The 12,900-nt window shown below is 32.3% G+C and carries 13 protein-coding genes; 1 reads left to right on the plus strand and 12 read right to left on the minus strand.

The annotated features are described in order from the left end of the window. Positions 1 to 86 precede the first annotated feature (86 nt). From BUB63_RS05785 to BUB63_RS05810, 6 genes are all read right to left on the minus strand, one after another. Positions 87 to 863: a tyrosine-protein phosphatase gene (locus BUB63_RS05785; RefSeq protein WP_073248408.1), complete on the minus strand. Its 777-nt coding sequence runs from the start codon at positions 861 to 863 to the stop codon at positions 87 to 89. Further along, positions 860 to 1,546 carry a CpsD/CapB family tyrosine-protein kinase gene (locus tag BUB63_RS05790; protein WP_073248409.1) on the minus strand — a complete coding sequence of 229 codons (687 nt, stop codon included), beginning with the start codon at positions 1,544 to 1,546 and terminating at the stop codon, positions 860 to 862. Before BUB63_RS05790 ends, BUB63_RS05785 begins: the two co-directional genes overlap by 4 nt. A gap of 11 nt (positions 1,547 to 1,557) precedes the next feature. Beyond that, positions 1,558 to 2,241 (minus strand): YveK family protein, encoded by a 684-nt coding sequence (locus tag BUB63_RS05795; RefSeq protein ID WP_073248410.1) that lies wholly within the window; start codon positions 2,239 to 2,241, stop codon positions 1,558 to 1,560. Between the two features lie 2 nt (positions 2,242 to 2,243). Beyond that, positions 2,244 to 3,311 carry a tetratricopeptide repeat protein gene (locus tag BUB63_RS05800; protein WP_073248411.1) on the minus strand — a complete coding sequence of 356 codons (1,068 nt, stop codon included), beginning with the start codon at positions 3,309 to 3,311 and terminating at the stop codon, positions 2,244 to 2,246. 152 nt (positions 3,312 to 3,463) lie between these two features. Continuing rightward, a complete protein-coding gene (locus BUB63_RS05805; protein ID WP_073248412.1) occupies positions 3,464 to 4,249 on the minus strand; it encodes a hypothetical protein in 786 nt (261 codons plus the stop codon). Positions 4,250 to 4,351: 102 nt separating this feature from the next. Next, positions 4,352 to 4,933: a 50S ribosomal protein L25 gene (locus tag BUB63_RS05810; RefSeq protein ID WP_073248414.1), complete on the minus strand. Its 582-nt coding sequence runs from the start codon at positions 4,931 to 4,933 to the stop codon at positions 4,352 to 4,354. 183 nt (positions 4,934 to 5,116) lie between these two features. Here BUB63_RS05810 and BUB63_RS05815 point away from each other — a divergent pair, with 183 nt between their 5' ends. After that, complete coding sequence (locus BUB63_RS05815; protein ID WP_073248416.1) at positions 5,117 to 6,580, plus strand: aminotransferase class I/II-fold pyridoxal phosphate-dependent enzyme; 1,464 nt, start codon at positions 5,117 to 5,119, stop codon at positions 6,578 to 6,580. A 52-nt stretch (positions 6,581 to 6,632) separates the two neighbouring features. Here BUB63_RS05815 and BUB63_RS05820 read toward each other — a convergent pair whose 3' ends face one another. The 6 genes from BUB63_RS05820 to ftsE all read right to left on the minus strand — a co-directional run bounded on the left by BUB63_RS05820 (position 6,633) and on the right by ftsE (position 12,199). Next, positions 6,633 to 7,571: a DUF2140 family protein gene (locus tag BUB63_RS05820; protein ID WP_073248417.1), complete on the minus strand. Its 939-nt coding sequence runs from the start codon at positions 7,569 to 7,571 to the stop codon at positions 6,633 to 6,635. Between the two features lie 125 nt (positions 7,572 to 7,696). Continuing rightward, on the minus strand, positions 7,697 to 8,530 hold the full coding sequence (locus BUB63_RS05825; protein ID WP_073248418.1) for a hypothetical protein: 834 nt from the start codon (positions 8,528 to 8,530) through the stop codon (positions 7,697 to 7,699). Positions 8,531 to 8,574: 44 nt separating this feature from the next. Beyond that, on the minus strand, positions 8,575 to 9,018 hold the full coding sequence (locus BUB63_RS05830) for a VanZ family protein (RefSeq protein ID WP_073248420.1): 444 nt from the start codon (positions 9,016 to 9,018) through the stop codon (positions 8,575 to 8,577). 436 nt (positions 9,019 to 9,454) lie between these two features. Then, positions 9,455 to 10,612: a murein hydrolase activator EnvC family protein gene (locus tag BUB63_RS05835; protein ID WP_073248422.1), complete on the minus strand. Its 1,158-nt coding sequence runs from the start codon at positions 10,610 to 10,612 to the stop codon at positions 9,455 to 9,457. A gap of 23 nt (positions 10,613 to 10,635) precedes the next feature. Then, a complete protein-coding gene (ftsX, locus tag BUB63_RS05840; RefSeq protein ID WP_027308863.1) occupies positions 10,636 to 11,523 on the minus strand; it encodes a permease-like cell division protein FtsX in 888 nt (295 codons plus the stop codon). Further along, positions 11,513 to 12,199 (minus strand): cell division ATP-binding protein FtsE, encoded by a 687-nt coding sequence (gene ftsE, locus BUB63_RS05845; RefSeq protein ID WP_027308862.1) that lies wholly within the window; start codon positions 12,197 to 12,199, stop codon positions 11,513 to 11,515. The genes ftsX and ftsE overlap by 11 nt, the downstream gene beginning before the upstream one ends. Between the last annotated feature and the right edge of the window lie 701 nt (positions 12,200 to 12,900).

Raw genomic sequence — 12,900 nt, forward strand, 5'->3', positions numbered from 1 at the left:
TCGCTATTTAATGATAACATATGAAATATTTTTGAATAAACTTTTAAATTTTTATAATAATTACGAAATAATTATATATTTCATAATTATAATTTTGTTGCTCTAAAAATATTAAAAATACTTCGTTTTTCTTTGATTTTGTTAAGTTCGCTACATATTTCGACATTTTTTATTAACATTTCAGCATTATATGATAATGTTTGATAATAATCTTTTTTTAATTTATTAAGAATCTTAAGGGCATCTTCAAAGTGTGGGCCTCTTATGTTTTGGGTGTGGGCATCGGTTGCTAAAAAATTAAAGGAGCCATTTTCAGCTATTCTTAGGGCTGTTTTTTTTACGTCCTTTCCAAAAACGCCTGTAAGGCTTGAGGAGTTAATCTGAATTAAGCATCCTTCGTCTATTAGTTTGTTTAAAAAGGTTATATCCTTTATGACATAATGGTATCTCTCGGGGTGGGCGACAACCACTCTATATCCTAAAAGACCTATTTCATATATAAGGTCAAAACCGTAATCAGGAAACCTTCTATAGTCAAACTCCATAAGTATATATCTTGAATCGTTTAGGGTTTGGATTCTTCCCTCCTTAAGGTCCAAAAGTGTGTCCCTTGTGGCATATACTTCACTTCCAGGAAGGATTGTAAAGTCTATGTTTTTTTCCTTTAGCAGGATGTTTACTTTTTCTACTTCCCTCTTTATTACATCTCTTGTGTTTTCAAAGTAGGATGGGTAAAAATGGGGGGTTGCAATAACTTTGTCAACCCCCTGTGATTTATATATTTTTATTATCTCAATTGTCGTATCTATGTTGTCTGCTCCGTCATCTATCTCTGGGAGTAGGTGGCTGTGAATATCTATCATTTTTTAGCACTTCCTTCTTCACCATAATAGTAGTAATAATATCCATAGCCCTTCCTTGATTTTAATTCAAGCTTGTTTAATACAACACCTATTATATTAGCATTTACCTTGTCAAGAAGATCCTTTGCCTTTTTAACAAGTTCCTTTTCAGCCTCACCACTTGATACAACAAGTATAACTCCATCTAAAAAGCTTGAAAGTATTTGTGCATCTGTTACTGCAATAACAGGTGGTGAGTCAAGAAGTATATAGTCAAAGTGGTTTTTCATTTCATTTATAAAATTTCTTAGCTTGTTTGATGCAACAACCTCCGCAGGATTTGGAGGAAGTATTCCACTTGTTAGGATATAAAGATTGTCGCTGTATTTTTGTATAACCTCAAAGGGATTTTTGTCCTCTATTAAAATGTTTGTAAGTCCTGTTTGGTTTGAGAGTTTAAACTTTTTATGAACTGTTGGCTTTCTAAGGTCTGCATCTATCAAAAGAACCCTTTTACCCGACTGTGCCATAACAAGTGCAAGGTTGCCAATAGTTGTGCTCTTCCCCTCTCCTGGTGCAGAGCTTGTTACAACTATTGTCTTTATGTCCTTATCAAAGGAGGAGAACTGTATGTTTGTTCTAAGTGTTCTATAGGATTCGGATATTGGAGATTTTGGATTTTTTTCAACAATAAAATTTGACATATATCATCACCCTATTCTTCTAAATTCTTTGGTATTATTCCTATAACAGGTAAATCAAGTAGTTTTTCTATTTCATCTTCTGTTTTTACTGTTGTATCCATATATTCAAGAATAAACACAAGCCCAAGGGATAGCATTACTCCGAGAACAAAGGCGATTGCTATGTTAAGCATCTTCTTTGGCTTAACAGGATTTTGTGGTACTTGTGCTGCATCTACTATTTGTACATTACCGTCTGGGTAGAATCTTTTTGATTCCTCAATAAAATTCTTAGCGTGAGTATTAAGTGTTAATGCTGCATCCTGTGGGTCCTTTGATTGATATTTTAAAACAATCATCTGTGTATCTGGTTGTGGTGTTGCAGTTAAATTTTTCAATAATACATCAGCTTGTACATCTTTATTTAATTCCTTTAATGTCTTTTCTGCAACAGTCTTAGACTTTGCAATCTCTGCATAGGTCTTTGATAGTTTTTGAAACATTAAAACTTCGTTGTAGTCTGTTTTTAATGTTTCTGAAGTTCTTTCACGTCCAAGGAATATGCTTATCTTTGCTTCATATATTGGAGTTAAAACAAAAAAGCTAAATAATGCTGAAATCAATGTTGTAATAAGGGTTATTGAAATAATAAGCCATAACCTCTTTTTAATAATTGCAAACAGTTCTGTTAAATCCAGCGTCATTTCTTGTTCCATATTTAGTCCTCCTTTATAAGTTCTAACCACTTTTTGGTTACTTCGTCATCTTTATTAAGCTTTAAAGAGAGTTCAAAGGCCTCTCTTGCCTTATCAACTTGTCCTAAATAATAATAGCAAACACCAATGTTTGAAATTATAGTTTGGTCATTGGGCTTTAATTTGAGTGCATCCTTAAAATATTCTAATGCATCTTCAAAATAGGATAAAGATGCAAGGTTTAGTCCTATTTCAATAAGAACCTCAGGCCTCTCTGGTTGGTCCTTTAACATATAAAGGTAATATAGGGCCTTTTCGTTTAGGTTTAGGTTTCTGTAGCATAGGGCTGCATAATATATCGCATCTAAGTTTTGTGGCTCCTCTTCTATTAGTGGAATAAGTATGTTTAGAGCCTCCTTATACTGCTGCTGCTTTATTAAATCTACTGCCCTATCAAAGTTTTCAACCAATTCTATCTTATATAAAAGCTCCTCTGCCTCCTTTTTAGTTATCGGGTAATTTAGGCATTTTCTTAAGTGGTATTTTGCTAAATCTCTGTCGAAATTTAGGTAAAGTAGGGCTAAATTGTAATTGGCGGTGGGGTTTTCTATGTTTGTTTTTAAGACATCCTTTAGGGATTTTTCTATTTCATCCTTAAAGTCTAACCCTGTTTTTGCCTGAAGGTCAAATAAAAGATAAATCCTGTTTATTTGATTTGTTTCGCTATTGTTTATTTTTATTAATGTGTTGGCATATATTAGGGATTTTTTTAGGTTGTTTTGCTTATTTTTTTCTATTTGGGATATTATGTAGCTCTCTATTCCATCTATGTTCTTTAGTGTAGATAAATATAGGTCTTTATATTTGAAGTTTTCGTCAACTCCAAGTATGGTAATAATTCCTTCTAATATATATGTTAAATTTATGTTTGATGTACCGCTTAGGGCCATCTCCTTTAGTTTTTCAGCATATATTGGATATTCACCCTTTTTTAATGTGAAGTTATTTTTTATTTTAAAATTTATATCCCTTTCTATTTCAATAAAAAGTATTTTTTCGACTTCTTTTTTTATGTAATCTACGTAATTCAACAAATCACCCCTTTTAGAACTTTAACAAATTATATTTTAATACAAATACATTTATTTTACAATAAAATTTAATATTTTTTTGAAACTAATTAAAAAGCAAAGTGCAGGGTATATATTTTAAATCCTGCACTTTGCTTAAGTTTATTAATGTGTTATTTTATCTTTGCCTTTATTACATATGTATAATTTTTGCCGTCTGCAAGAAGCTGTATATTTCTTGAAATATATCCGTTTGAATCTTGCTTAATGCTTCTTAGTGTTGCAAGTGTTGCACCCTCTACTCCATTATCCTTTATTCCTAACATAGATAGTGATATTTCCTTTGGTTGATAAGCAGTAAGTGAAATTTCTACTCCTAATATACTTACCTTTGCATCCTTATTTGCTGTAAGTACAAGTCTTGTTATTGAGTCTTTATCACGTAGACCTGATAAGTTGAAGCTAAATGTATTTCCAGAAACTGAACCATTTATTATCTTGTTTCCATTTATCTTTAAGCTAACATTTGTTATTGCTGCCTTTACATCCTTTACTGTAAAAACCTTTGAGTAAGCAATTGATTCATATGACTTCTTAACGCCACTTCTTTTTGCCATTACAACTATTTGGTATCTTCCTTCAACAGTTGCTCTTGTTTTAAATGTAAAGTTTGTTCTTCCATTTACAGCACTTGAGTATTTATCCCTGCTTGTTGTAAATACATCATATATTTTTCCTGTTCTTAAATTCTTCAAGTATGCTCTGTATTGAACATTACCTGCATAATTTGAGTTTACTGTTACTGTAATTGGTTCATAAACAAGGTAAGTTGATTTAACTGATGATACTATTGTTGCCTTTGGCAATGCTGTTTTTGCTTGTACACTAATTTCAGTTAATGGAAATACAAAAAAAGTTAGTGCTAAAATTAGTGCAAATAATTTCTTAGTCTTTTTCATTTTTGCCCTCCTTTTTTATGTTTTTTTAATAATTATATTTTATACTGATTTCTATTTTTTTTCAATGCTCTGTATGTAAATTTTGTATAATAATAGCAGAGCTTATAGGCTCTGCACTTCTTTTGTATCTTGATTTTTTTCTTCTTTTAGGTAATAAACCTGTGCTATTGTGGCATTCTCTGAAAGGTCTATTGCAATCTCCTCTGCTATTTCAACATCCTTTAGGGTTACCTTGTAGTTTCCTGTTATGCTGGATAGGTCTATTGTGATGTTCTTTGGTATTCTATCGGCTGGAGCATCAACCTCAACATAGGATATCTCCTTTTGAATTAAAAGGCCTCGGGATTTTAGGTAGTCCTCTCCTGTGTAGTTTATTGGAACCTTTGTATGTACCTTTTTGTTTCCCTCTACCCTTTCAAAGTCAACGTGGAGGACCTTACCATCAATTGGGTCCCTCTGTATGTCCTTTATCATTGCATTTTCGTGTTTTCCATCTACGTTAATATCAACTATTGCGTGGGGACCATCCTTTTTTAAGACCTCAAAGACATCCTCCATTGCAATCTCAATATTAAAGTTTTCCCTGTTTAGTCCATATATAACTGCAGGAAGTTTGCCACTTTTTCTAAGCCTATGGTTTTCACTCTTTGAAACCCTTTGCCTAACCTTTGCTTGTATTTGCATTTTTACTCCTCCTTTTTACAACACTCTACTACATTAGAGGAGTTTTCCCTATAAAGTTATTTTTTATACATTGAATATTATTAAAAATTAAGGAAAAAATTTTATATAGATAATTGCATTTTTATATAGAGTGGAATATAATTATTAAGGTTTCACTTTATAAGAAAGAGGGTGGATATTACATTGTATAAGATGGATCAAACTAAAACACCAATATTTGATGCTTTGATGGAATATGTAAAGAGAGATACTATTCCCTTCCATGTACCTGGGCACAAAAAGGGCGATGGAATGGATAATAAGTTTAAGGAGTTTGTTGGTACAAACATTCTTTCTATCGATGTTACTGTATTTAAATTAGTTGATAGCCTGCACCACCCAAAGGGGCCTATAAAGGAGGCAATGATGCTTGCGGCTGATGCCTATGGTTCTGATATGGCCTTTATTTCAATCCACGGAACAAGTGGTGCAATTCAGGCAATGATTATGTCTGTTGTGGGAGAAGGGGATAAGATAATAATCCCAAGAAATGTACATAAGTCTGTTACAGCAGGTATTATTTTATCTGGGGCAGTTCCTGTTTATATGCAACCTGAGGTTGATAAAAATCTTGGTATTGCACATAATGTTACACCTGAGACGGTGGAAAAAACTCTTAGGGAAAACCCTGATGCAAAGGCAGTTTTGATTATTAATCCTACATACTATGGTGTTGCAACGGATATAAAAAAGATTGCAGATATTGTACACAGCTACGACATTCCACTAATAGTTGACGAAGCCCACGGACCACACTGTGGTTTTAATGAAAAACTACCTATGTCTGCTATGCAGGCAGGTGCTGATATTTGTGCCCAAAGCACCCATAAGATTATTGGTGCAATGACACAAGCGTCATTTTTACAGGTTAGAGCTGGAAGGGTTGATATAAATAGAGTTCAGCAGATTATGAATCTACTTCAAACAACCAGCCCATCTTACCCTCTTATGGCTTCCCTTGATGTTGCAAGAATGCAGGTTGCAACAAAAGGAAGGGAGCTTTTAGATAAGGCAATAGAACTTGCAACCTATGCAAGACGTGAGATAAATAAGATACCGGGGCTATACTGCTTTGGTGAGGAGATACTTGGACAGCCTGGAGCCTTTTCCTTTGACCCAACTAAGATTACAGTAAACTGTAAGGGGCTTGGGCTTACAGGATATGAGCTTGACCAAATACTTGCAGATGAATACCATATACAGATGGAGCTATCTGATTTATATAACATACTTGCGGTTGGTTCCTTTGGAGATACTAAGGAGAAGATGGATAAGTTTATATCTGCTCTTAAGGAAATTTCTGATAGATACTATGGAACAAGACCTGCAATAGGAAATGTTCTTGATCTTCCAGGAATTCCAAAGAGGGCTGTTACTCCAAGACAGGCCTTTAATGGTAAAAAGAAATGTGTTCCATTAAAGGAAAGTGTTGGGCTTGTTTCTGCAGAGTTTCTTCTTGCATATCCTCCAGGTATTCCAATTGTATGTCCTGGTGAGATTATAAACGAAGAGGTTATAGATTATGTTCAAGCTCTAAAGGATGCAAACCTATATGTGCAGGGAACTGAAGATCCAAATGTTGAATATATTAAGGTTTTAGAAATGTAGAAGGCAGAGTTTATTCTGCCTTCTACATTTTTTGTCCCATTTATATTATTTACTACATACCATAGACTGACTTTAACTCAAAAAGCAAATCTATGCTGACATTATTAAATAATACCTGCTTAAACTCTTCCTTCTGTTGAGGTGTTAATTTATTATAGAGTGCCTTAACCTTTGGGATATCCTTTGTGTAATCGTATTTAGAAGTTTTAGTCATTGAATTTAATGTATTTTGTATTTGATATATTATCTGCTTCTGCTCTTTTAATTTTAAATTAGATAATGTTTTATCAAGTTGAGAGTTAAGTTTATTTATTAATACAATTCTTTTATTGGAATTTTGGGTTGTAGTATTTGTTTGTTTTTGAGTTTTAGTTTGAGATTGGGTTGTATTTTGTGGACTCTTTTGGTTATTTTCTTCTTGCTTGCTAAAAATCAAGTTTTCCCTTTTTGTAAAATTCACTGTTATTTGTTTTGGTTCTAAATATATTTCTGTTATGTTTACATGAAATTTTTCCTTTGGAAACTTTATTTTTTCACCTTTTATATAATCGTTTTGTTTATCCTTTAGAAAATTGAATACTAAGGATTTTGGAACATTAAGTCTTCCTACCTTAAAACTACTTGGGTTAAGATAAATATATTCATTATCTATTTCAAAACTTCCCTTAATGGAAACCTGTGCTCTATATTTTTGATATAATATTTGGGCTATTAGTTCAATATCGTCACTGCCTATTTTTATATTTGCCTTTTCAATCGATATTTTTGATAAATTTTTGTGCCTTTCTAAGTATGTGTTTATAAAACCATTAATATCATCTTCGGTTGCTGTAATTGTTCCTAATTTTTCTGATTTTATGAACTTGGTCATTAAATCTGTAGACTTTCTCTCGTCAAAGGAATAGGGCTTAGATACAGCAAGAATTGGAAGAGAAATAAGTAATAATATTATTAAGAGTAAAGGTGTTAGTATAAGCCATTTCTTTTTCATATGAAACCTCCTATATTTGTATTTACCATCCTATAATTATACTTTATAAAATAGGTAAAGTTAAAGCCTTTTTAATAGCTTATTTTTTATTTAAATATCAAAAATATAACCCACAATAAAGTGGGCTATCTTAATTTGCTTAATTTCTCTTCAACATTTTTTTTGTCCATAGAATCAAGGTATTTAATATATTCCTTATCACTCATATCCAGTACTGGTTCATATACGGTTAAAACTTTTTTAAAGTAGTCTATGCCGTAATCGAGTCTATTTAGGCAGTCCATAAGTTCTGTGCCTGATATTCTAAATCTAAGTGATTTTCTTTTTTTGTTTAGGGCTGCTTTAACATCGTCTATCTCATCCTTGGTTTTGGCAATTAGCTTTATCTTTTCAAAGTTCTTAAGAAGGGCACCTCTATAGTAGGGCATTATTTCATCTAATATTTTTTTGCTAAAGACAATGTTATCATTTGATAGGCTGTTTACTTTATCTATTAGTTCCTTAAGTGCCTTGTTGTTTTCTCTCTTTAGATATGTAAGCCTTAAAAAGGCATCCCTTAATTTTTCTGTTTTTTCAAGCCCCTCCGCCTTAAGTGCATCAAGGGCTACAAGCATTTTTTCAAAGTCCTTCTCTTCTCTTTTTAGTTGTTTTTCTTCGGTTACCGCCTTTGGAATTCCTCCGCTGAAAACATCATCAAATAGAACTTCAAATTGATATGCAAGATAAGAGAGCTCCTTAATGTCCCTTTCATCCTCTACCTTTTGTCCATCCTCTGTAACGTATATGTAGCCATTAACAGTTTGGCGTACACTACCTAAAAATACTTTATTAAACTGTATTTCTCTATAGAGCTGACCTTTGTATTCAATAGGCAATGAAACTCGAGCAACCTCACTCTTTTTTATATATTTATCTGATATTCCCTTAAACCTTCCCTCTGCCTTTGTAAAAACAAGCATAGCTATCCTCCCTTATGATAGGTATTTGTTACTAATTAATGTTTTTATTTTACCACAATTCTTTTACTTTTCCAATTTATTATTTTGATAAAGGATATACCAATAAGTGCACCCGCAGAATCAATAAATACATCCATAACTCTTGGCCCTCTGCCTGGGACAAAATACTGATGTACTTCATCTGATATAGCATATAAAAAACAAAATATAAATGCTATTAAAAACTTGTTTTTTATTTTTATGTGGTTTATGTATAAAAGGGATAGGCTTCCTAAGAACATAAATAAAAAGAAATGGGCATTTTTCCTAACATAAAAATCTAAGCGTTCTCTACCTACCTTTTTATCAATATCCTTTCCTGTTGTTATCTTTACTGTTTCAATTATTTTTCTATTTCTACTATGGGATATATTTGCAGGTTCTGATGATAGGTAAAATATAAATGACATATACAACAATAAAAAAATAAATAGTAATTTACGCTTCATTGCAATCTACCTCTTATAGTTTTGTTTTATATATGATGCCCTTGTATTTGTAATATTATACCATATGTTTATTATTTGCAAAATATATACAGATTCAATAAAAAAAGTTTCAATCTATTAAAATAGTTATATATTGATTAACCAATGAAAGATTTCTTAGACATCCATTCTACAGCTTAAACAATTCTAACCTTTTCTATATTTTAAAAAATGCTACCCTTGTGATGCTATCGTCCCGATAGCCGCTCGGTTTGACACATCCTGCCGAATTACGGACTTTTCTACGTCTAACCCTAAAAATTGCTAAAGCTCATTAAATATCCCATTTTGAAATCCTTTTATGAGGCACTTTAATACTCTATCTAAAGTAAGTTAATTAATAAAACTGGCAGTACATATCAAAAGTTATAAGTGATATGACTGCCAGTTTTAATATCTATTGTCCAACTATATAATAAGGTGTTGGGTCTACAGGAACACCATTTTTTCTTATTTCAAAATGTAGGTGAGGACCTGATGATAGACCAGTGTTACCTGATTTTCCAATCATCTGTCCCTTTTCAACAACTTGTCCAACTGAAACGGATATCTTTGAAAGGTGGGCATAGGTTGAGGTTAATCCATCCCCGTGGTCTATTATGACTACGTTCCCATAGCTCTTCATATACTGTGCTATTATTACCTCACCCTTTGCCATTGAATAAATAGGTGTTCCTGTTGGAACTGCAATATCCATACCATTGTGCATTCTTGCATAGCCTAAAACTGGATGCATTCTCATTCCAAATGGTGATGTTACTTTTGGAATATAGCCTAAGTCGCTTACTTTAATAATACCTGTTTTTGAAAAAGTGCCGAAGTTATTGTTTTTCTTTTGTCTTGCCTGAATCTCCTTTATTTGTTTTTCAAGCAGATTCGATTCCTCCTGTTCAGCCTTTAGTACCCTTTCTAAATATGCCTTGTCATTTTCAAGTTTATCATAAAGCCTTCTTTGTTCCCTGCAGGCCTCATCAAGCTGACTTTTTTGAGATGATAATTCATATTGCATACTCAATAATCTCTGCTGCTTTTGCGTTACCTCTTTTGCTTTGTTTTCTATTTGCTCCTTTTTTTCCGCAATACATTTTAATATGTTTTTGTCATTTTCTACTATTGCCTTTACAATCTCTGCTCGTCCAAAAAAGTCTGAAAAGTTCTGAGAGTCCAATAACACTTCTAAAATACTTGAAGGTCCATTCATATACATAACCTTTATTCTTTCTTTATACAGTTCCTGCTGCTCTTCGTATTCCTTTTCAAGCTGTTTTATTTCTTTATTGAGCTGTTTAATTCTCATTTTAGTGTCTGCTATTTGGTTATCTAAGTTCTCTATGCTATTTTGCAACTTATCTATTTTACTGTTTAGATTATTTATTTCCTTTTCTACATCTTCTTGCTTGTCCTTTACATCATCAATCTTTCCCTTTAGGTTTTCTATGTTTTTCTTTGTTTCATTTAGCTGTTTTTGCTTCTCCTTTAATTCATCAGCCAATACAAAGGAAGATGAAAATGTAAACATTAAAGTCATAAAAACAACAGCAATCCTCTTTTTCAAGAACCATCCCCCCAAACCAATTTTTATACAGATAGGAATCTTCTTATAGAAATATAACTTCCAAATCCTCCAATTAAAGTTCCAAGAAGGCTAAACTGCCACCAAAACTGTTTAACAGCCTCTTGAGGTGGTACTAAAGTAAATATCATTATGTTGTGCTTGATTGCATTTGCTGCATAGGTATATGCATTCTCTACAATAAGTGCGGCTATAAAGCCTCCTATTAGGCCTAAAAGTAAACCTTCTAATATAAATGGCCATCTTATAAACCAATCTGTTGCACCTATATATTTCATTATGCTTATTTCTCTTTTTCTTGCAAAGACAGTTAGCTTTATTGTGTTTGATATTAAGAAGATTGAAATTGTACCTAAAATTATCATTAGGACAGTTGAAGAATATCTAACTATTTTTACAAGCTTTCCTATGGTTTGAACTGTTTTTTTAGCATCCTTTACCTTAAGTACACCCTCTAATTGTGCTATTCTTGGGCTTACATATTCTACGCTGTCTGGGCTGTCAACCTTTATTATAAAGGATGCTGGTAGTGGATTAGATTCTTCAAGGCCCTTTGCAAGGTCCTTATTTTCTCCAAGCTGTTCTTTAAATTTTTCAAGTGCCTTTTCCTTTGATTCATATTCTACACTTACAACACCCTGTATTTCTCTTATTTGTCTCTCAAGCTCCTGCTGTTTTAATGTTGTTACATCATCCTTTAGAAAGGCTGTTATTTCAATCATATCCTCAACATTTGCTGCAAAGCGATTAACGTTTATTGCAAGTGCCATAAAAACACCCAGTATAAATAGTGTTGCTGCAACTGTTGTGATTGATGCAAGACTCATTATTCTGTTTCTATACACACTTTTTAATGATTCTTTTATATAGTACTTTATCGTATTAATCCTCATATCCGTATACACCTCTTTGCTGATCTCTTACTATTACACCCTTTTCTATTGCTATAACTCTCTTTTTCATTCTATCAACAAGATCCTTTGCGTGGGTTACCATAAGAACCGTAGTTCCGCTTTTATTTATATCGTTTATTAGACTCATAATCTCCTGTGCTGTATCTGGGTCAAGGTTTCCTGTTGGCTCATCACATATTAAAAGCTTTGGGTTGTTTACTATTGCTCTTGCAATAGCAACCCTCTGCTGTTCTCCACCTGATAATTGGTGTGGGTAGTTTTTTTGTTTGCTATATAGGCCAACCATATCTAATACTTGGGGCACCCTCTTTTTTATGTCCTTGTGGCTTGCCTCAACTATTTGCATTGCAAACTCTACATTTTCATAAACTGTTTTATCAGGAAGAAGTCTAAAGTCTTGGAATACTACCCCTATACTTCTTCTGTAATATGGGATTTCTTTTCTTTTTAAATTTGTTATATTTACATTATTTACAACTATATCTCCACTTGTAGGTTCTATCTCCTTCATTAGAAGTTTTAAAATTGTTGATTTACCTGCACCACTTGGTCCAACCAAAAACACAAATTCACCCTTTTGCACTTTAAAATTGACATTTGATAGTGCTATGTGGTTGTTTTTGTAGACCTTTGAAACATTTTTAAGTTCTATCATCAGCAACAACTCCTTATTTCGTCGTATTGTATAATAGTTATATATTTTTCTACAACATATATAATAACATAAATTTGTTTTTTTGTGTGAAAAAATTTTTTAAAAAAGTGCCACCCAGGTGAAATGTGACATTTGTTGTTAATATTCACATCGCATCTGGGTGGGAGAACCACTTGTTTTTTTAACGTTCCTTATTATATTATGTTTTACTGTAAAGCCACTCTATATTTTTATAATTTTTTAGGAGCTCCTTTTTCAAAGCTTTTTATGGGAAAAATTTAAAAATAATTATTATATGTCTGAGAAGTTTTTAAATCTAATTTAGTAATATTTAAGATTATTTATATAATATCAGAGATTTCGCACTTGAAAATTTTTAGGGTGGTAAGTCCGTTGATTTATAAGGGTTAAGAAATAGTAAGTAGAAATTAGGTATTTTCCGATTTTTACTGGAAAATATAGAGAAAAAATTTGCATAAAGAAAGCATCCTTTTTATAATAGTTTTGCCACAAACAAACATAAAAAGGATGCTGATGAAATGAACAAAAGTTATTTAAAACAAATGCTCACTTACTTTTCTAAAGTATATCATCTTGGAGAAAAAATCAATACCTTAAATAAAAAAAGATTTAAATCTCCATTTGAAATCTCGACGATTACTTTTATAGTTTTATTTGCATTTATGCTTCAAATAAGGAGT

The organism is Caloramator proteoclasticus DSM 10124 (assembly GCF_900129265.1).
Taxonomy (GTDB): domain Bacteria; phylum Bacillota; class Clostridia; order Clostridiales; family Caloramatoraceae; genus Thermobrachium; species Thermobrachium proteoclasticum.

What these genes read in the sequence shown, in the direction of transcription:
- BUB63_RS05795 (WP_073248410.1), bottom strand. Translation starts at nt 2,241, where the DNA reads ATGGAACAAGAAATGACGCTGGATTTAACAGAACTGTTTGCAATTATT.
- BUB63_RS05785 (WP_073248408.1), bottom strand. Translation starts at nt 863, where the DNA reads ATGATAGATATTCACAGCCACCTACTCCCAGAGATAGATGACGGAGCA.
- ftsX (WP_027308863.1), bottom strand. Translation starts at nt 11,523, where the DNA reads ATGAGGATTAATACGATAAAGTACTATATAAAAGAATCATTAAAAAGT.
- BUB63_RS05810 (WP_073248414.1), bottom strand. Translation starts at nt 4,933, where the DNA reads ATGCAAATACAAGCAAAGGTTAGGCAAAGGGTTTCAAAGAGTGAAAAC.
- BUB63_RS05790 (WP_073248409.1), bottom strand. Translation starts at nt 1,546, where the DNA reads ATGTCAAATTTTATTGTTGAAAAAAATCCAAAATCTCCAATATCCGAA.
- BUB63_RS05830 (WP_073248420.1), bottom strand. Translation starts at nt 9,018, where the DNA reads ATGAAGCGTAAATTACTATTTATTTTTTTATTGTTGTATATGTCATTT.
- BUB63_RS05805 (WP_073248412.1), bottom strand. Translation starts at nt 4,249, where the DNA reads ATGAAAAAGACTAAGAAATTATTTGCACTAATTTTAGCACTAACTTTT.
- BUB63_RS05820 (WP_073248417.1), bottom strand. Translation starts at nt 7,571, where the DNA reads ATGAAAAAGAAATGGCTTATACTAACACCTTTACTCTTAATAATATTA.
- BUB63_RS05825 (WP_073248418.1), bottom strand. Translation starts at nt 8,530, where the DNA reads ATGCTTGTTTTTACAAAGGCAGAGGGAAGGTTTAAGGGAATATCAGAT.
- ftsE (WP_027308862.1), bottom strand. Translation starts at nt 12,199, where the DNA reads ATGATAGAACTTAAAAATGTTTCAAAGGTCTACAAAAACAACCACATA.